Raw genomic sequence first — 18,472 nt, 5'->3', positions numbered from 1 at the left:
GATGAGATGCGCCGGGAGGGGGGCGAAAGACATGAAGCCCATGGCACACCTGGGGGTGGGCATCGGCTGGCGGCCGGAGATCGCGGACGCCGTCGAGCGGCTGCCCGGCCTGGACTGGGTCGAGGTGGTGGCCGAGAACATCTGCCCGGGCCACCTGCCCGAGGCTCTGCTGAGGCTGCGCGAGCGGGGCACCCGCGTCGTGCCGCACGGGGTCTCGCTGGGCCTCGGCGGCGCCGATCGCCCCGACCCGGCGAAGCTGACGGCGCTCGGGGAACGGGCGGTGGCGCTGGGGGCGCCGCTCGTCACCGAGCACATCGCCTTCGTCCGCACCTCCTCGCCCGCGCTGGAGGCCGGGCACCTGCTGCCGGTGCCGCGCACGCGCGACGCGCTGGACGTGCTGTGCGAGAACGTACGCATCGCGCAGGACGCGCTGCCCGTGCCGCTCGCGCTGGAGAACATCGCCGCGCTGATCTCGTGGCCGGGCGAGGAGCTGACGGAGGGGCAGTTCCTGACGGAGCTGGTCGAGCGGACCGGTGTGCGGCTGCTCATCGACGTGGCCAACCTGCACACCAACCGGGTCAACCGGGGCGAGGACCCGGCCGCCGTGCTGGACGCGATCCCGCTGGAGGCGCTGGCGTACGTACACGTGGCGGGCGGGGTCGAACGGGGCGGTGTCTGGCACGACACGCACGCCCACCCGGTGCCGCCGTTGGTCCTCGACGTGCTCGCCGAGCTCCGCTCCCGGGTGGACCCGCCGGGCGTCCTCCTGGAGCGGGACGACGACTTCCCGCCGGAGCCGGAGCTGGCGGGCGAGCTGGCGGCGATCCGCGCGGTACTGACGGCGGGCCCGGCGGCCACGGCACCCGCCGCCCCCGGCGTCCCCGTCGGCTCTGCCGCACCCGCCGCACCCGATGCACCCGCAGCACCCGACCGGCCCGTTGCCGCACCGGATCCCCGCCCCGCCGGGGACGACGGGGCCGCGCGTACCCGCGTAGGGCTCGGGCAGGCCGCGCTGCTGTCGGCGCTGGTGGCCGGAACGCCCGTGCCCGAGGGGTTCGACCGGCAGCGGATCCGGGTGCAGGCCCGGGCACTGGCCGCCAAGCGGGCCGACGTGGTGGCCAGGCTGGCTCCGGAGCTGCCCTCGATCCTGGGCGGTGACGAGCCGTACCGCACTGCCTTCCTCGCCTATGCCAAGGGCCGTCCCATGACCGGCGGATACCGCCGGGACGCGCTGGACTTCGCCGAGCACCTGCTGATCCAGGACCTGCCGGCCGACCCGGCCGCCCGGCGCCGGCTCACGGCGTGGTGGCGCGACCGGGCCGGGGCGCGGCCGCCCCGGCGGGTGGCGCGCTGGGCCCGGGCCCTCGTGGGGAGGGCCGCGTGAACCTCCTCGCCCTCGCCCTCTGGATCGCCGTCGCCGCCTCCAGCGGCCTGCTCTTCCTCGGCCTGCGCCGGGCCCGGCCGCGTCCGGCCGGACCGGCGCCGGTCCTCCACGACCTGTCCGAGGCCGCGTTCATGACGGGCGGCCCCGGCAACGTCGTGGACACCGCCCTCGTCTCGATGCTCGGGGACGGCCGGCTGATCATGGGCGGCCCCGGGATCGTCCACGTGAGCCCCGGGGCGCGGGCGGGCGACCCCGCCGAGCGCGCGGTCCTGCAGGCTCACCGCGGCGCGCCCTCGGGATGGCTCTACCAGCTGCGCTACGCCGCCATGCTCGACCCGGCCGTCCAGGAGACCGGGGACGCGCTGGCCGCCCGCGGGCTGCTCTCGCCGCCCGGATGGGGGCGGACATGGCGGCGCTGGGGCCTGACCCAGGCCGTGGTGTGCGGATTCCTCGTGCCGGTGTCGCTGCCGCTCACCTTCGTCGGGTTCGCCGTCGACCCCGGCACGCAGGTGCCGTTCATCGTCAAGGTGCTGCCCGTCCTGCTGCTCGGAATCGTGGCGGGCGGGATCTGCGCGGCGCGGGCCAGAGCGCGGATCACCCCGGCCGGGCAGCGGGCGCTGCGCGACATCCGCGCGCGCTACGTGAACGACCGGACCCCGCAGGCGCAGACCGCGTTGTCCGGCCTGCGGGGCCTGCGGGACCCGTACCTGCGCGGGCAGCTGGTGCCCGCCGCGCGCGGCACCCGGCTGGCCGCGGCCCAGTCGCGATCCCGTCCGCACCACTCGGACCCGGGCTCCTCGCACACGTCCTCCGCCGACGTCCTGCCGGTGGTCTGGTGCGCCGCGAGCGACGGCGGCGGGAGCGGAGGGGGCGGTTCGAGCTGTGGCTCGGGATCGGGCTGCGGGTCGTCCGGCAGCAGCTGCGGGGGAAGCGGCTCCAGCTGCTCCGGAAGCAGCAGCTCCAGTTGCTCGGGCAGCAGTTCCAGCTGTGGCGGCGGCAGCAGTTCGAGTTGCAGCAGTTCGTCCGGCTCCAGCTGTTCCAGCAGCTCCTGATCCCGGTACGGCTTGGAGGAGCGCTACGGCAACCGGGGGCGGATCGCGTGGCAAGGGGGGTACGGATCCCGACACACCCGGCGCCGGCTGTACAGGGAGGTGGCCCTGGAATCTCATCGGACGGACCGATGAGATGAAGGGGTCGCCATGTGGACGGCACTGGTACGCCACGGAGCCGCAGCGGCGGTCCTCTCCCTCACCGTGTGCGGCGCCACCCCCGCCGCCGCCGAGCCCCGCCCCGCCGCCGAGTCGGCCGGCGCCGGCCTCGCCGCCCGACGCGCCGCCGCCTCCGGCCTCCGCTTCGGGGCCTGCCCCGCGGCCGAGGGGCTGTCCGCGCCCGTGCGCTGCGCGACCCTGCGCGTACCGCTCGACTACGCCCGCCCCGACGGCCCGCAGATCTCCCTGACCGTCAGCCGGGTCCCGGCGAGCGGTGCCCGCGGCGCCGCCCGCCAGGGCGCGCTCGTCCACAACCCCGGCGGACCCGGCGCCTCCGGCATGTACTTCCCGCTCGTCGCCGGACTCCCCGGGTGGGAGCGGATCGCCGCCGCCTACGACCTCGTCGGCTACGCCCCGCGCGGCGTCGCCCGCTCCGCCCCGCTGTCCTGCCAGGACCCCGCCGCTCGCACCGGGGGCCCCACCCAGGTCCCGGCCCGTCCCTCCCCCGCGTACAAGGAGCGGCGCGCCGCCGAAGCCCGGGCGTACGGGCGCGGCTGCGCGCGGCGGGCCGGCGCCGCCCTGCCGTACTACACGACGCCGGACAACGCCCGCGATCTGCACGTACTGCGCGCCGCGCTCGGCGAGGAGAAGCTGACCTTCATGGGCGCCTCGTACGGGACCTACCTCGGCGCGGTGTACGCCACCCTGTACCCGGGCCACGTCCGCCGCATGGTCTTCGACTCGGCGGTCGATCCCGACCCGCGCCGCGTCTGGTACCGCAACAACCTCGACCAGGCACCCGGATTCGAGCGCCGCTGGTACGACTTCCGGGCCTGGGCGGCCCGCCACCACGCCACGTACGGCCTCGGCTCCACCCCGGAGGCCGTGCGGGCGAGCTACGAGCGCGTCCGGGACGCGGTGGCCCGCACCCCCGCCGGCGGCCGCGTCGGCACCGGCGAGCTCCAGGCCGCCTACCTCAAGGCCGCCTACTACGACGACGTGTGGCCGGACCGCGCGGCGGCCCTGGCGTCGTTCCTGCGCGGCGATCCGGCGGAGCTCGTACGGCAGGCGGCTCCCGACCCGGCGGCCGCGGCCGAGGCCGAGAACGCGACGGCCGTCTACACGGCGGTGCTGTGCAACGACGCCCCTTGGCCCGCGGACTGGGAGACCTGGGACCGCGACAACACCGGACTGGCCCGTACGGCTCCCTTCGAGACCTGGGCCAACGCCTTCCTGAACCTGCCGTGCGCCGACTGGCCGGTGCGCGCGCGGCGGCGGCCGGTGGACGTCGGGGCGCGGCCGGCCCGGCTGCCGCGCACGCTGATCGTCGCGGCGGAGCGGGACGGGGCGACCCCGTACCCAGGCGCGCTGGAGCTCCAGCGGCGGCTCGGCGCCGAGGCCGCGCTGGTCACGGAGAAAGGATCCGGCACCCACGGAGTGGTCGGCGGACGCAATGACTGCGTGGACCGTCACGTGGAGCGGTATCTGCTGACAGGTGACATCGCGGGACGGCGTGTCACGTGTCCGCCGCATCCGGAGCCCGCACCGGTGTCGCTGGACGACCGGGCAGCGAGCGCCCACAGGGCACCGCTGCCGCCAGTCGTCTGAACTTCCGGGCGGGATCTCCGGCTGCGTCGTTTCGGGGGCAGGGCCTCCCGATCCGCCGGAGGAATGAGTCAGTTCCTCCGGCCCTTCCCCCCAGGGGAGGTATCAGGCGAGCCCGGCCACCAGATCGGCGACGGACTTGCGGCGTCCGGTGTAGAAGGGCACCTCTTCACGGACGTGCATGCGGGCCTCGGAGGCACGCAGGTGACGCATGAGGTCGACGATGCGGTAGAGCTCGTCGGCCTCGAAGGCCAGCAGCCACTCGTAGTCGCCCAGGGAGAACGAGGCGACGGTGTTGGCGCGCACGTCCGGGTAGCCCCGGGCCATCTTGCCGTGGTCGGCGAGCATGCGGCGACGGTCCTCGTCGGGCAGCAGGTACCAGTCGTAGCTGCGCACGAAGGGGTACACGCTGACGTAGTCGCGGGCGACCTCGTCGGCCAGGAAGGCCGGGATGTGCGACTTGTTGAACTCGGCCGGGCGGTGCAGGGCCATGTTCGACCAGACCGGCTCCAGCGCGCGGCCCAGCTTGGTGCGGCGGAACAGGTTGTACGCGGTCTGCAGCTCGTCCGCGGTCTCCGCGTGCCACCAGATCATGATGTCCGCGTCGGCGCGCAGGCCGGAGACGTCATAGGTGCCGCGGACGGTGATGTCCTTGGCGGCCAGCTGGTCGAACAGCTCCTGGACCTCGTCGGCGAAACCGGAGCGGTCCTCCGGGAGTACGTCCTTCAGCTTGAAGACGGACCACAGGGTGTAGCGGATGACCTCGTTGAGGTCCTTCGCCTTCTTCCCCGCGTTGGGAATCTTCTCTGGAGCAGTCATGTGCCTATTGTCCCGTGTGCAGATCAGTGGTCTGTGCCAGGGGTACCGAACCCGCCCCCAGTGAGACGATCACCGCATCCGCGGCTTTCTCCGCGCTGGCGATGCACGCCGGGATGCCCACCCCGTCGTAGAGCGCGCCGCACACCGCGAGGCCGGGCAGGGCCGCGACGGCGGTGCGGATCCTGGCCACCCGGCCGAGGTGGCCGACCGGGTACTGGGGCAGCCCGCCGTCCCAGCGGGTGACCGTGGAGGCCACCGGCCGGGCCGCGAGGCCCACGGCTTCGCCCAGGTCGACGAGCGAGACCTCGACCAGCTCCCCGTCCTCCCGCTTCAGATCCGCCTCGTCGGCGTACCGGCCCACGGAGGTGCGCAGCAGGAAGAGCTCGGGATCGGCCCCGGCCCAGGCCCACTTGTTGCTGGAGAAGGTGGAGGCCTTGATGGTCCGGCCGTCGACGGGCGGTACGAGGAACCCGCTCGCGTCGCCCCCGGTGACGGAGGCCGGCAGGTCGGAGCGCCGGAAAGCCATGGTGACCAGGGCCATGGAGGCGTACTCGACCCCGCGCAGCTCGGCCGCGGCGGCCGGTGCGAGCCCGTCCAGCAGCCGGGCGGCGGGGCCGGCGGGGGTGGCCACGATCACGCCGTCGGCCTCGATGGCCTCGGAGCCCGCGACGACCCGCCAGCCTTCAGCCGTACGGAGGACCTCGCTCACGGGGGTACCGGTGGCGATCCGGGCTCCGGCGGACCGGCAGGCCTCGGCCACGGCGAGCGGGAGCCGTCCGATACCGCCGTCGATGCCGGCGAAGACCGGACCGGCCGACTGGGGCTGTGCCTGCGCCCGGTGCTGCAGTTCCCGTACGCCGTCGCCCAGCAGCGCGTGCGTCCGGGCGGCCTCGAAGAGCTGGGGCACCGCCGCCCGCATGGAGATGCGGTAGGCGTTGCCCGCGTAGACCCCGCCGAGCAGGGGTTCCACCAGCCGGTCGACGACCTCGCGGCCCAGGCGGGCGGCGACGTACTCGCCGACGGCGACGTCCTCGCCGATCTCGGCGGGCGGCAGCGTGCGTTCGGCCTCGGCCCGGGCCAGGCCCTCCGCGGAGAGCACCCCGGACGCGGCGAGCGGCGCCAGGTCGCCCGGGACGCCCATGACGTGCCCGCGCGGCATGGGCCGCAGCGCGCCGCGGGTCCACAGGTGGGCGGTGGCGGTGGCGGGCGGCTGCAGGGCGTCGCCCAGTCCCACGGCCCGGGCGAGGGCCACGGCTTCGGGGCGGCGGGCGAGCACGGATTCGGCGCCGAGGTCGACGGGGGCGCCGGCGAGCTCACCGGCGTACAGCTTGCCGCCGAGCCGCGGTCCGGCTTCCAGCAGCGTGACCCGCACGCCGTCGGCGAGCAGCCGGTGGGCCGCCGCGAGACCCGCGATGCCGCCGCCGATGACCACGACGTGCCGGGTCCGGCCGGGTCGATCCGTACGCATGTCCGCTTCGTGCATGGACACATCGTCTCAGACCCATCACCGACGCCGGACCGTGACCGCATCGGGACCGGCCCGGGACCGCGGAGGTGAAACCCGCGACGGGACCCTTTACGTCGAAACGGCAACACCAGCCGAACCTCGGGGGTTTGACACCATGCGCACTCCGCACAGACAGCGCTCCGCGACGGCCCTGGCCGCCCTGTCCCTGGCCGGAGCCCTCGCGCTCACGGGCTGCGGCGCCGACGGGAGCCGGGACGGCGCCGGCGACAAGGCGGCGGTCGCTCCCGCCCAGGGCGGCAAGGCCCAGGAGGGCGCGCAGGGAGCGGCGGCGGCTCCCCCCGCGTCGGCGCCCGAAGCGGCCGGCAAGAACGGGCAGCAGCAGCCCGCGGTCCGCCCCAACGTCATCCGTACGGCGACCCTCGGCATCGAGACGGCGGACGCCCAGAAGACCCTCGCGGCAGCCCGTTCGGCGGCCGACGGCGCGGGCGGCTACGTCGGCAACGAGTCGACCCGACGCGGCGCGGACGGCCGGATGACCTCCACGCTGACCCTCCGGGTGCCGGGCGAGCGCTACGACGCGGTGCTCAGCGCGATGGAAGGCAGCGGCAAGCTCCTGCACCGCAAGGTCGACGCGCAGGACGTCACCGAGAAGGTCGCCGACATCGGCAGCCGCGTCGCGTCCCAGCAGGCCAGCGTGGCCCGGGTGCGGGAGATGATGGGCAGGGCCTCGGCGCTGAGCGAGGTGGTGATGCTGGAGAGCGAGCTCAGCCGGCGCCAGTCCGATCTGGAGTCGCTGCTCGCGCAGCAGACGGCCCTGAAGGACCAGACCTCGATGGGGACGATCACCCTGGAGGTCTCGGAGCCGGCCCCGCCGCAGGCGGAGAAGGCGAAGAAGGAGGATCCCGGCCTCGGCGACGCCCTCAGCGGCGGCTGGAAGGTGTTCTCCACGCTCGTGCGGTACCTGGTGCTCGCCGCGGCCGCCGTGCTGCCGTTCGCACTGGCGGCGGGCCTGCTGGCGCTCGGGTTCCGGGTGTACCGCAAGCTGCGCCCGGCGAAGCCGAAGACGACGGCGGGGCCCGCCCCGGCCCGGGTGCCCCGCCAGTCCGTCCCGGCGGCGCCGTCCGCGGCGGACCGGAACGGGGCCGAAGGGGAGGACTGAGCGCACCCGCGCCCGTAGCGTGTCCCCGTAGACGACGGCGGCGGCTGAGGACGGTGCGGGCGATGGCGACGGAACGACTCGTGGTGGTCGGAGGTGACGCGGCGGGCATGTCCGCCGCGTCACAGGCCAGGCGGCTCAAGGGCCCGGCGGAGCTGGAGATCGTCGCCTTCGAGCGCGGGCACTTCACCTCGTACTCGGCGTGCGGGATCCCGTACTGGATCGGCGGCCTGGTCGGCGAGCGGGACGACCTGATCGCCCGTACCCCCGAGGAACACCGGGCGCGCGACATCGACGTGCGCACCCGGACCGAGGTGGTGGAGCTGGACCTCGCGGGCGGCCGGGTCCGCGCCCGCGATCTGGACGGCGGATCCGAATCCTGGACGGGCTACGACAAACTCGTCCTCGCGACGGGCGCCCGCCCGGTCCGTCCCCGGATCCCGGGCATCGGCGCGCACGGGGTCCACGGCATCCAGACCCTGGACGACGGCCGACGGCTGATGGACACGCTGCAGCGCACGGAGGGCCGCCGGGCGGTCGTCGTCGGCGCGGGCTACATCGGCGTGGAGATGGCGGAGGCCCTGGTCGGGCGGGGGTACGAGGTCACCGTCCTGCACCGCGGCGAGCAGCCGATGGCCACGCTGGACCCGGACATGGGCGGCCTGGTGCACAGCGCGATGAACGGCATGGGCATCCGTACGGTCTCCCGCGCCGAGGTCACGAAGGTCCTCACCGACGAGGAGGGCCGGGTCCGCGCGGTGGCCACGGCGACGGGGGACGAGTACCCGGCGGACGTGGTCGTGCTCGGCATCGGCGTGGAGCCGCGCACGGCCCTCGCGCGCGCCGCCGGCCTCCCGCTCGGCCCGTCGGGCGGCATCCTCACCGACCTCTCCATGCGGGTCCGCGGCCACGAGAACATCTGGTCGGGCGGTGACTGCGTGGAGGTCCTGGACCTGGTCGCGGGCCGCACCCGGCACATCCCGCTGGGCACGCACGCCAACAAGCACGGCCAGGTCATCGGCTCGGGCGTGGGCGGCGGGTACGCGACCTTCCCCGGGGTGGTCGGCACGGCGGTCAGCAAGGTCTGCGACCTGGAGATCGCCCGTACGGGGCTGCGCGAGAAGGACGCGCTGGAGGCGGGCCTGCGCTTCGTGACGGCCACGATCACCTCCACCAACACCGCGGGCTACTACCCGGGTGCGGTCGAGATGACGGTGAAGATGCTGGCGGAACGGCGCACGGGCCGCCTCCTCGGCGTCCAGATCGTCGGCGGCGCGGGCTCGGCGAAGCGGGTGGACATCGCGGCGGTCGCCCTCACGGCGGGCATGACGGTGGACCGGATGGTCACCCTGGACCTGGGCTACGCCCCGCCGTTCTCCCCGGTCTGGGACCCCGTCCTGGTGGCGGCCCGCAAGGCCGTCTCCGCGGTCCGCGCCGCGGGCGTGTAGCGCTCCGCCCGGAGTTCGGAGCGGACCAGTTCCAAGAGGCGGCCCGTCCAGTTCCGTCCGCCGCGGGGGCCCTCGTCACGCCAGAACGGTGCCTCGGAGATCCCGGTGTAGACGATCGGCGCCTCCCCCGTGGCCAGCAGGACCTGGGCGAGGCGGGGGTGCTGGTCGAACTTGGCCCGCAGCAGCCCGGCCATGACGGCGAGCCGTGCGCCGGACCAGTCCTCGCGCCGCGCCGCCCGTCCGCCCGTCTCCTGCGCCTCGCGCGCGGTGACGGCGGCGCGGACGCGGTCGTGGCCGTCCCGGCCGGCGGCGGAGCGGGCCCAGTACCCGTGGGCCACGGTGGGGTAGGTCTCCCCCTCGTACGTGAAGGGGGCGTCGTAGTCGTTGCGCAGCGCGAAGTCGCCGAGCTCGTCCGGCCAGCCCCTCGGGTAGGTGGTCTCGTAGAGGACGACCGGGGGCTGCGGGGCGCCGGCCGGGTCGTCCGCGTACCGGACGGCCTGCTGCTCCTCGGCCAGCGCGACGTCCCGGTCCCGGTCCGTGAAGTAGGCGCGCGCGTCGCGGTGCATCGCCTCCGTCACCACCGGACCGTCCCCGTCCACGGACTGGCCGAGGTCGGTCACCAGGATCCGCAGCGGCCGGTCCTGGCGGTCCATGTCGCCCAGGACGTAGACCCGCAGGTGAGCGGGGACGGCGAGGTACGCCGCCCGGAGCAGGGACCGGTTGGCCTCCGTCGTCTCCCGCTGGTAGCACCGGATGGCCTCCCAGAGCCGGTCGCCGGCCGACGGACGGCCCGCGAGCCGGGCGATCTCGTCGGCGACCTCCAGGAGGAAGCTCTCGTCCGTCCGCGGCTCGGGCGAGCGGGACTCCCACTTCGACGGCTCGGCGGGCCACTCGCGCGCGTCCGGCCGGTCCAGTGCGGTCTTCCCCGAGGCCAACTGCTCCGCCAGCCCGGCCAGGTCCGTCGCCGCGTACTGCCCGAGGGTGATCCTTCCGTCCGCGTAGACGAAGAGGTGCTCGGGGTAGTGCTCGTCCAGCAACTCGTGCCTGCGCCAGACGAGGCACCAGGCCCCGGCGATGGTCTGTCCGTCGGATATGCGAAACGTCGGCCTGCGCCATGTCATGCACGGCACAGTACCGACGTTTCGATCTTGCTCGGGTGCGGTTTCCGCTCAGCGGGCCGTCTTGGTGTGGACGTAGTCCACCAGGCGGGTCAGGGCGTCCGGGTCCGTCGTCGGGAGGACGCCGTGGCCCAGGTTGAAGACGTGGCCCTCCAGGCCGGCCGCGGCGGCGAGGACCTCGTCCGTCTTGGCCTCGACGGCCTCCGGGGTGGAGAAGAGCACGGCCGGGTCCAGGTTCCCCTGGAGCGCCTTGCCCGGGCCGACCCGGCGGACGGCCTCGTCGAGCGGGACCCGGTAGTCGACGCCCATGACGTCCGCGCCGGCCTCGCCCATGAGGCCGAGCAGCTCGCCCGTGCCCACGCCGAAGTGGATGCGCGGGACCCCGTAGGAGGCGACGGACTCCAGGACCTTCGCCGACGCCGGCATCACCGAGCGGCGGTAGTCCGCCGGGGCCAGCGCGCCGACCCAGGAGTCGAAGAGCTGCACCGCGGAGGCGCCGGCCTCGATCTGGACCTTCAGGAAGGCGGAGGTGATCTCCGCGAGGCGGTCCAGCAGGTCCGCCCACAGCTCCGGGTCCCCGTACATCAGGGCCTTGGTGTGCTCGTGGTTCTTCGAGGGACCGCCCTCGACCAGGTAGCTCGCAAGGGTGAAAGGCGCACCCGCGAAACCGATCAACGGCGTGGAGCCCAGTTCACCGGTGAGCATGCCGATCGCCTCGGTGACGTACGAGACGTCTTCAGGGGTGAGGTCGCGCAGCTGTGCGAGGTCCTCGCGGCGGCGGATCGGCTGGGCCACGACCGGGCCGATGCCCGGCTTGATGTCCAGATCGACGCCGATGGCCTTCAGCGGGACCACGATGTCGGAGAAGAAGATCGCCGCGTCCACCTTGTGGCGGCGCACCGGCTGCAGCGTGATCTCGGTGACCAGGTCGGGCCGCATGCACGACTCCAGCATCTGGGTCCCCTCGCGCACCTTGCGGTACTCGGGGAGCGAGCGCCCGGCCTGCCGCATGAACCACACCGGGGTGTGCGGCACCGGCTCCCGCCGGCACGCCTTCAGGAAGGCGGAATCGTACGTCTGACTCGGCTGGCCCTTGGGGCGTTCGTTGGCACTCACGACCCAAATCTTCGCACGTATGAAGAGTTGCCCGGCTCGGCGCGGGTGTCCCTGCGCCGCACGGGCGCTCGTTCCGCCTAGTCTTCCCCGCATGGCTGCGGCTCAGGGACGATTTTCAGATGGCGCTGACGGTATGGACAGCGCGAAGGAGAGCTCGGTCCCGCTCCCGTTCCGGCGGGCGGTCGACGGCTTGAAGAAGGCGAGACTGCGCCCGGGGATCGAGATCGACCCCACGAAGCCGCCGCAGAGACTGGCCCCGTACGCCTACGCGCTGGAAGCGGCGGTGGTGGACGGCGAGGACGATCTGGCCGACGGCCGCCTCATCCTGCTCCACGATCCGGCCGGGCACGACGCCTGGCACGGAACGTTTCGGCTCGTGACGCTGGTACGGGCGGAACTGGAGCCCGAGATGGCCACGGACCCCCTCCTCCCGGAGGTGTGCTGGTCCTGGCTGACGGGGGCGCTGGACGCGCGCGGGCTGGCGTACGGGGAGGCGAGCGGGACCGTGACCATGGCGGGCTCGCACTACTTCGGCGGGCTCGCGGAGCGGCGGCCGGCGACGCAGATCGAGATCAGAGCCTCCTGGACGCCGCGCGAGGGCGTGGGCGGGGTGCCGGACACCTCCGCGCACCTGTCCGCCTGGTGCGAGCTGCTGTGCCAGATCGCCGGGCTGCCGCCGGTCGGGCCGACGGACAGCGTCACGGGCGTGGTGTCCCTGCCACAGCGCCGCGGTCCGCACCACCCGTAGGACCGGGACCGCACGGGCGCGCGAGCCGACCCGAAAGAGCGCCCACGGCGGGGAACGCCCGAGCGAACTCCGTAACGGAGTGTCGGAACGGGGCGTCCATTGCGGGGTTCTGATCACCCTATGATCGATCGTGCGTCCGAATTGCCCGAATTGTTACTCACCAAATCGTGATCATTCCCTAAAGCCGGGTGGGTGACGTGCCGAAGGAGTCAGTGACCATCCGCACGGTTCGCACCGGCTTCCTTCCCCGAGCCGGCCGTCCCGCCACTCCCCCAGGAGGCCTAGGTGTCCGTTCTTCTCGAGCAGCCCGCAAGCCTGGTCGCCTACCGCCCGAACAAGCCGACGGCCATGGTCGTCGTGGCCGACCCGCGCGTGCGTTCCACCGTGACCCGCCATCTGTGGGCCCTCGGAGTACGTGACGTGATCGAGGCTTCGTCCATCGCGGAGGCCCGTCCCCGAGTCGGCAGCCCGCGCGACATCTGCGTGGCCGACGTCCACCTGCCCGACGGCTCCGGTCTCACCCTGCTCTCCGAGACCCGCGCCGCGGGCTGGCCGAACGGCCTGGCCCTGTCCGCCGCCGACGACATCGGCGCCGTACGCAACGCCCTCGCGGGCGGGGTGAAGGGCTACGTCGTCACCGGCACCCGGACCAACATCGGGCTCCCCAGCCGGCCCGGCGCCGCACCCATCGGCGCCGCCGCCGCCCGTATGCACCGCCGCCCCCCGGGTGCCCCGAGCCACCCGGGCGGCTACCGAGAGCTCTCCGGCCGCGAGGTCGAGGTCCTGCGCCTCGTCGCGGAGGGGCAGTCCAACAAGGCCATCGGTGTCTCGATGGGCCTGTCCGCCCTGACCGTCAAGTCCCACCTCGCCCGGATCGCCCGCAAGCTGGGCACCGGCGACCGGGCCGGGATGGTCGCCGTCGCTCTGCGGACCGGGATCATCCACTGACCCCGCCCCGAGGTTCCCGGGCAAATCCCCCGTGAACCCCGGACGAACCTCCGCCCTGCCACCCCGCGCCCGTCGACGGAACGTTCCGGCGACGGGCGCGTCACATCCACGGATACCCTTGACCGGTGACCGACGCCCAAGAGACCGCAGCAGACCTGCGCACCACCACCGGGGGCGGCCCCCCGGACGAAGTCGTCAGTTCGTCCGATGGGCCGCCGATTCCACTGCTGGAACCCCGTGAGGGGATCCCTCCGGTGGTCGCCGACGCCGACGCCCTCGCCGAAGTGGTCGCGGCCTTCGCCGCGGGCACCGGCCCCGTGGCCGTCGACGCCGAGCGCGCCTCCGGATACCGCTACGGCCAGCGCGCCTACCTGGTACAGCTGCGCCGCGAGGGCGCGGGGTCCGCGCTCATCGACCCGGTGGGCTGCCCCGACCTCTCCTCACTCGGCGAGGCCCTGACCGGCACCGAGTGGATCCTGCACGCCGCCACCCAGGACCTGCCGTGCCTGCGCGAAATAGGCATGGTGCCCACCTCCCTGTTCGACACCGAACTGGCCGGCCGCCTCGCCGGGTTCCCGCGGGTCGGACTGGGCGCGATGGTCGAGAGCGTGCTCGGCTACGCGCTGGAGAAGGGCCACTCCGCCGTCGACTGGTCGACCCGCCCGCTTCCGGAGCCGTGGCTGCGCTACGCCGCGCTCGACGTGGAGCTGCTGGTGGACCTGCGGGACGCGCTGGAGGAGGAGCTGGACCGGCAGGGCAAGCTGGAATGGGCCCACCAGGAGTTCGACGCCATCGCCGCCGCCCCGCCCGCGCCGCCGCGCAAGGACCCGTGGCGCCGTACGTCCGGTATGCACAAGGTGCGCCGCCGCCGGCAGATGGCGGTCGTGCGGGAGCTGTGGGAGTCGCGGGACCGGATCGCGCAGCGGCGCGACGTGTCGCCCGGCAAGGTGCTGGGCGACGCCGCGATCGTCGAGGCCGCCCTCGCCCTCCCGGCGAACGTACAGGCCCTGTCCGCCCTGCCCGGCTACGGGCAGCGGATGGGCCGGCGCCAGCTGGAGCAGTGGATGGCCGCCGTGGACCGGGCGAAGGCGCTGCCCGAGAACGAGCTGCCGCAGCCCGGGGCGACCCCGGCCGGTCCGCCCCCGCCGCGCTCCTGGGTCGACAAGGACCCGGCCGCCGCCGTACGGCTGTCGGCGGCCCGCGCGGCCGTCTCCGCACTGGCCGAGGGGCTGAACCTGCCCCAGGAGAACCTGATCACCCCGGACACGGTCCGCCGGCTGTGCTGGGAGCCGCCGCACCGGCTGGAGGCGGAAGCGGTGGCGCAGGCCCTCGCGGGCTACGGCGCCCGCCCGTGGCAGATCGAGCAGGTGACGGCGGCGCTGGTCACCGCCCTCGCCGCGCGCGCCTGACGCGGCGCCACATCACAGAGAGCCCCCGGCCGTTCCTTCGGCCGGGGGCTCTGCGCATCCCCGGAGGGCGTCCCGGTTCCGCAACAGCCCTGCGACATCGCTTTTGAACACGCTCAAACCCCGTTAACTTTTGAACATGCTCAATAATGGGTACGAGGGGTACGGGGCATGGGTACGCGACTTCGAGGCCGAGCGGGAGCGCCGCGCCGCGGTCGGGGACCCGGACTGGGGCCGGGGGGCCGCGCTCGATCCGGCGCTCGTCCGGAGCCTGCAGCGGTTCCAGGTCGGCGAGGACGGGGACGGACTGGCCCTGATCGGCAAGGCGGACCGGGCCGGGGACCCGGTGTACGCGGAGGCGGTACGGCTCTTCGAGGCCGAGGAGCACAACCACGCGCGGATGCTGGCGCTGCTGCTGGCGGCGGGCGGGGCCGGCACCCTGCCCGGACATTGGAGCGACGCGGAGCCGGTGTGACGTTCGCCGCTCCTTCGGGAGGGGGTGTCCACTCCGGTTACCGACAAGTAGCATGGCCGGGTGAGCGGGCGCTCAGTGACGTAAGCCGAGCATGCCCCCGCGCAGCAGTGCACACCCGCACCTGGAGGAGAGCCAACGTGCCTCGTACCGTCAGGGACGTCGTCTTCGTCGACGGCGTCCGCACCCCGTTCGGCAAGGCGGGCCCGAAGGGCATCTACAACGGGACCCGCGCCGACGACCTCGTCGTGAAGGCGATCCGGGAGCTGCTGCGCCGCAACCCGGACCTGGACCCCGCGAAGATCGACGAGGTCGCCATCGCCGCGACCACGCAGATCGGCGACCAGGGCCTGACGCTGGGCCGTACGGCCGGCATCCTCGCGGGCCTCCCGCAGTCCGTCCCGGGCTACTCCATCGACCGCATGTGCGCCGGCGCGCTGACCGCCGTGACCGCCGTCGCGGGCGGTGTGGCCTTCGGTGCGTACGACGTCGCCCTCGCCGGCGGTGTCGAGCACATGGGCCGCCACCCCATGGGCGAGGGCGTGGACCCGAACCCGCGCTTCGTCTCCGAGAAGCTGGTCGACGAGTCCGCCCTGTTCATGGGCATGACCGCCGAGAACCTGCACGACCGGTACCCGACGATCACCAAGCTCCGCGCCGACGAGTACGCCGTGCGCTCGCAGGAGAAGGCCGCCAAGGCGTACGCCGACGGCAAGATCCAGCAGGACCTGGTCCCGATCTCGGTGCGCAACACCAACGAGGCAGCGGGTGAGACGGGCTGGGGCCTGGTCACCTCCGACGAGCCGATGCGCCCGGGCACCACGCTGGAGAACCTGGCCGGCCTGAAGACCCCGTTCCGTACCCACGGCCGGGTCACCGCGGGCAACGCCGCCGGTCTCAACGACGGTGCCACCGCCGCGATCATCGCGTCCGAGGACTTCGCCCGGGAGAACAACCTCCCGGTCAAGATGCGCCTGGTCTCGTACTCCTTCGCGGGCGTCGAGCCCGAGGTCATGGGCTACGGCCCGATCCCGGCCACCGAGAAGGCCCTGGCCCAGGCCGGCCTGACGATCGACGACATCGGTCTCTTCGAGGTCAACGAGGCCTTCGCGGTCCAGGTCCTCGCGTTCCTGGAGCACTACGGCATCGCCGATGACGACGCCCGCGTGAACCAGTACGGCGGCGCCATCGCCTTCGGTCACCCGCTCGCCTCCTCGGGCGTGCGCCTGATGACGCAGCTGGCCCGTCAGTTCGAGGAGCAGCCGCACGTCCGCTACGGCCTGACCACCATGTGCGTCGGCTTCGGCATGGGCGCCACGGTCATCTGGGAGAACCCGAACTTCAACGCCGAGGGAGACTCCAAGTGAGCACCACCGCTGAGCTCCTGAAGGGCGCGGCCGAGCTGTTCCCGGACGAGGTCGTCACGTCCGCGCACGTCCGCCACCTGGACCTGCCGTTCGGCGCCGGGCGCTTCGCGCTCATCACGCTGGACAACGGCTTCGATCACACCAAGCCGACCACCTTCGGCCCGCAGTCCCTCGCCAACCTGAACGCGGCGATCGACCAGGTCGAGCAGGAGGCCCTCGCGGGCTCCATCGTCGGCGCCGGCATCACCGGCAAGCCGTTCATCTTCGCGGTCGGCGCCGACCTCAAGGGCGTCGAGCTGCTGAAGAAGCACGACGAGGCGCTCGCCATCGGCAAGGGCGGCCACGACGTCTTCAAGCGCCTTTCCGCGCTGGCGGTCCCGACCTTCGCGTACTACAACGGCGCGGCCATGGGCGGCGGCGTCGAGGTCGGTCTGCACTGCTCCTACCGCACCGTCTCGAAGGCGATCCCGGCCTTCTCGCTGCCCGAGGTCTTCCTCGGCCTGGTTCCCGGCTGGGGCGGCTGCGCCATCCTGCCGAACCTGATCGGCGCCGAGCGCGCGGTCTCGGTGATCATCGAGAACTCGCTCAACCAGAACAAGCAGCTGCGCGGCAAGCAGGTCTTCGACCTGGGCATCGCGGACGCGCTGTTCGAGGGTGCGGACTTCCTGGAGCAGTCGCTCCTGTGGACCGCGAACGTCCTGAACGGCACCACCGAGGTCGTCCGCGCCGAGATCGACCGCGGCGAGGCCTGGGACGCGGCCGTCGCCAAGGGCCGCTTCATCGCGGACTCCAAGGTGCACGGCGCCGCTCCGGCCGCCTACCGCGCGCTGGACATCATCGCCGCGGCCAAGTCGGGCGACCTCCAGGCCGGCTTCGACGCCGAGGACACGGCCCTGGCCGACCTCATCATGGGCGGCGAGCTGCGCTCGGGCATCTACGCCTTCAACCTGGTCCAGAAGCGCGCCAAGCGCCCGGCCGGTGCCCCGGACAAGTCCCTGGCCCGTCCGGTCACCAAGGTCGGCGTCGTCGGCGCGGGCCTGATGGCCTCGCAGCTGGCGCTGCTCTTCCTGCGCCGCCTAGAGGTGCCGGTGGTCCTCACCGACATCGACCAGGAGCGCGTGGACAAGGGTGTGGGCTACGTCCACGCCGAGATCCAGAAGCTGCTCGGCAAGGGCCGCATCAACCAGGACAAGGCCAACCGCCTGACCGCCCTGGTGACGGGTGTCCTGGACAAGGCCGAGGGCTTCGCGGACGCGGACTTCATCATCGAGGCCGTGTTCGAGGAGATGTCCGTCAAGCAGAAGGTGTTCGCGGAGGTCGAGGCGGTCGCCCCGGCGCACGCGATCCTCGCCACCAACACCTCCTCGCTGTCGGTCTCCGAGATGGCCTCGAAGCTCCAGCACCCGGAGCGCGTGGTCGGCTTCCACTTCTTCAACCCGGTCGCGATCCTCCCGCTGCTGGAGATCGTCCGCGGTGAGCAGACCGACGACGCCTCGCTGGCCACGGCCTTCGGTGTCGCCAAGAAGCTGAAGAAGACCGCGGTCCTCACCAAGGACGCCCCGGCGTTCGTCGTGAACCGCATCCTGACCCGCTTCATGGGCGAGATCCAGAACGTCATCGACGAGGGCACCCCGGTGGTCACGGCGGAGAAGGCCATCGAGCCGCTCGGCCTGCCGATGTCCCCGCTGGTGCTGCTGGAGCTCGTCGGCCCGGCCATCGGTCTGCACGTCTCCGAGACCCTGAACCGCGCCTTCCCGGAGCGCTTCACCGTCTCCCCGAACCTGGCGGCCGTGGTCAAGGCCGGCAAGCGCGGCTTCTACGTCTACTCCGCCGAGAACGGCTTCAAGCCGGAGCTGGACCCCGAGGTCGCCGCCCTCCTGGTGCAGGGCGATGTCGTCCTGACGGAGGAGCAGGTCCGCGACCGCGTCCTGGACGCGGTGGCGCAGGAGATCGGCCTGATGCTGGAGGAGGGTGTCGTGGCCGAGGCCCAGGACATCGACCTCTGCCTCATCACCGGTGCGGGCTGGCCCTTCCACCTGGGTGGCGTCACGCCGTACCTGGACCGTGAAGGCGTCTCGGAGCGCGTGAACGGCAAGAAGTTCCTCGCTCCCGGTCTGGCGAGCATCCCAGCCTAGTCCGGCTCGCAGACGGGTATCTGACGGCCTGGCCCGCCCCTTCCCGGGGGCGGGCTTCGGCCGTTCGAATATCT

14 protein-coding genes and 1 pseudogene are annotated in these 18,472 nt (G+C 73.2%); 11 read left to right on the top strand and 4 right to left on the bottom strand.

Annotated features, from left to right (window positions below; all coding sequences use genetic code 11):
* Positions 1-31 precede the first annotated feature (31 nt).
* The 3 genes from OG737_RS24190 to OG737_RS24180 all read left to right on the top strand — a co-directional run bounded on the left by OG737_RS24190 (position 32) and on the right by OG737_RS24180 (position 4,200).
* Entirely contained in the window at positions 32-1,384 is a 1,353-nt protein-coding gene (locus OG737_RS24190) for a DUF692 domain-containing protein (RefSeq protein ID WP_328928240.1), read from the top strand.
* On the top strand, positions 1,381-2,436 hold the full coding sequence (locus tag OG737_RS24185; protein WP_328928239.1) for a TIGR04222 domain-containing membrane protein: 1,056 nt from the start codon (positions 1,381-1,383) through the stop codon (positions 2,434-2,436). Before OG737_RS24190 ends, OG737_RS24185 begins: the two co-directional genes overlap by 4 nt.
* Before the next feature lie 147 nt (positions 2,437-2,583).
* Complete coding sequence (locus OG737_RS24180) at positions 2,584-4,200, top strand: alpha/beta hydrolase (protein ID WP_328928238.1); 1,617 nt, start codon at positions 2,584-2,586, stop codon at positions 4,198-4,200.
* A gap of 102 nt (positions 4,201-4,302) precedes the next feature.
* Here the strand turns inward: OG737_RS24180 and hemQ are convergent, their stop codons facing one another.
* Together hemQ and hemG are read right to left on the bottom strand one after the other, a co-directional pair.
* Positions 4,303-5,016: a hydrogen peroxide-dependent heme synthase gene (gene hemQ, locus OG737_RS24175; RefSeq protein ID WP_328928237.1), complete on the bottom strand. Its 714-nt coding sequence runs from the start codon at positions 5,014-5,016 to the stop codon at positions 4,303-4,305.
* A gap of 4 nt (positions 5,017-5,020) precedes the next feature.
* On the bottom strand, positions 5,021-6,499 hold the full coding sequence (gene hemG / locus OG737_RS24170) for a protoporphyrinogen oxidase (RefSeq protein ID WP_405921960.1): 1,479 nt from the start codon (positions 6,497-6,499) through the stop codon (positions 5,021-5,023).
* Between the two features lie 139 nt (positions 6,500-6,638).
* On the opposite strand from hemG, the gene OG737_RS24165 reads away from it, so the two are divergent.
* Positions 6,639-7,643 carry a DUF4349 domain-containing protein gene (locus OG737_RS24165; protein WP_328928235.1) on the top strand — a complete coding sequence of 335 codons (1,005 nt, stop codon included), beginning with the start codon at positions 6,639-6,641 and terminating at the stop codon, positions 7,641-7,643.
* A 62-nt stretch (positions 7,644-7,705) separates the two neighbouring features.
* A complete protein-coding gene (locus OG737_RS24160) occupies positions 7,706-9,088 on the top strand; it encodes an FAD-dependent oxidoreductase (RefSeq protein WP_328928234.1) in 1,383 nt (460 codons plus the stop codon).
* Here OG737_RS24160 and OG737_RS24155 read toward each other — a convergent pair.
* Both OG737_RS24155 and hemE read right to left on the bottom strand, forming a co-directional pair.
* A complete protein-coding gene (locus OG737_RS24155; protein WP_328928233.1) occupies positions 9,001-10,209 on the bottom strand; it encodes an NADAR family protein in 1,209 nt (402 codons plus the stop codon). The genes OG737_RS24160 and OG737_RS24155 overlap by 88 nt on opposite strands.
* Positions 10,210-10,257: 48 nt before the next feature.
* Entirely contained in the window at positions 10,258-11,322 is a 1,065-nt protein-coding gene (gene hemE / locus OG737_RS24150; RefSeq protein ID WP_328928232.1) for a uroporphyrinogen decarboxylase, read from the bottom strand.
* A gap of 91 nt (positions 11,323-11,413) precedes the next feature.
* On the opposite strand from hemE, the gene OG737_RS24145 reads away from it, so the two are divergent.
* The 6 genes and pseudogenes from OG737_RS24145 (at position 11,414) to OG737_RS24120 (ending at position 18,398) form a co-directional block, all read left to right on the top strand.
* Entirely contained in the window at positions 11,414-12,070 is a 657-nt protein-coding gene (locus tag OG737_RS24145; protein WP_328928231.1) for a DUF3000 domain-containing protein, read from the top strand.
* A 285-nt stretch (positions 12,071-12,355) separates the two neighbouring features.
* Positions 12,356-13,018, top strand: a complete 663-nt coding sequence (locus tag OG737_RS24140; protein WP_069922445.1) for a response regulator transcription factor — start codon at positions 12,356-12,358, stop codon at positions 13,016-13,018.
* 125 nt (positions 13,019-13,143) lie between these two features.
* Positions 13,144-14,427: a ribonuclease D gene (locus OG737_RS24135; protein ID WP_328928230.1), complete on the top strand. Its 1,284-nt coding sequence runs from the start codon at positions 13,144-13,146 to the stop codon at positions 14,425-14,427.
* 136 nt (positions 14,428-14,563) lie between these two features.
* Positions 14,564-14,884 (top strand): annotated as a pseudogene (locus OG737_RS24130) (ferritin-like domain-containing protein); the annotation flags it as partial.
* Positions 14,885-15,036: 152 nt separating this feature from the next.
* Entirely contained in the window at positions 15,037-16,263 is a 1,227-nt protein-coding gene (locus OG737_RS24125) for an acetyl-CoA C-acyltransferase (RefSeq protein ID WP_328928229.1), read from the top strand.
* Positions 16,260-18,398, top strand: coding sequence for a 3-hydroxyacyl-CoA dehydrogenase NAD-binding domain-containing protein (locus OG737_RS24120; protein ID WP_328928228.1), 2,139 nt, complete (start codon positions 16,260-16,262; stop codon positions 18,396-18,398). The genes OG737_RS24125 and OG737_RS24120 overlap by 4 nt, the downstream gene beginning before the upstream one ends.
* The last annotated feature ends 74 nt before the right edge of the window (positions 18,399-18,472 follow it).

Origin of the sequence: Streptomyces sp. NBC_00122 (assembly GCF_045160845.1) — a bacterium.
Lineage (GTDB): Bacteria > Actinomycetota > Actinomycetes > Streptomycetales > Streptomycetaceae > Streptomyces.
This window is presented reverse-complemented; position numbering and strand designations above follow the sequence as displayed.

Excerpts from the sequence above, each read along its gene's own strand:
- OG737_RS24190 (WP_328928240.1), top strand. The coding sequence starts at position 32 with ATGAAGCCCATGGCACACCTGGGGGTGGGCATCGGCTGGCGGCCGGAG.
- OG737_RS24180 (WP_328928238.1), top strand. The coding sequence starts at position 2,584 with ATGTGGACGGCACTGGTACGCCACGGAGCCGCAGCGGCGGTCCTCTCC.
- hemQ (WP_328928237.1), bottom strand. The coding sequence starts at position 5,016 with ATGACTGCTCCAGAGAAGATTCCCAACGCGGGGAAGAAGGCGAAGGAC.
- hemG (WP_405921960.1), bottom strand. The coding sequence starts at position 6,499 with ATGCACGAAGCGGACATGCGTACGGATCGACCCGGCCGGACCCGGCAC.
- OG737_RS24165 (WP_328928235.1), top strand. The coding sequence starts at position 6,639 with ATGCGCACTCCGCACAGACAGCGCTCCGCGACGGCCCTGGCCGCCCTG.
- OG737_RS24160 (WP_328928234.1), top strand. The coding sequence starts at position 7,706 with ATGGCGACGGAACGACTCGTGGTGGTCGGAGGTGACGCGGCGGGCATG.
- OG737_RS24155 (WP_328928233.1), bottom strand. The coding sequence starts at position 10,209 with ATGACATGGCGCAGGCCGACGTTTCGCATATCCGACGGACAGACCATC.
- OG737_RS24145 (WP_328928231.1), top strand. The coding sequence starts at position 11,414 with ATGGCTGCGGCTCAGGGACGATTTTCAGATGGCGCTGACGGTATGGAC.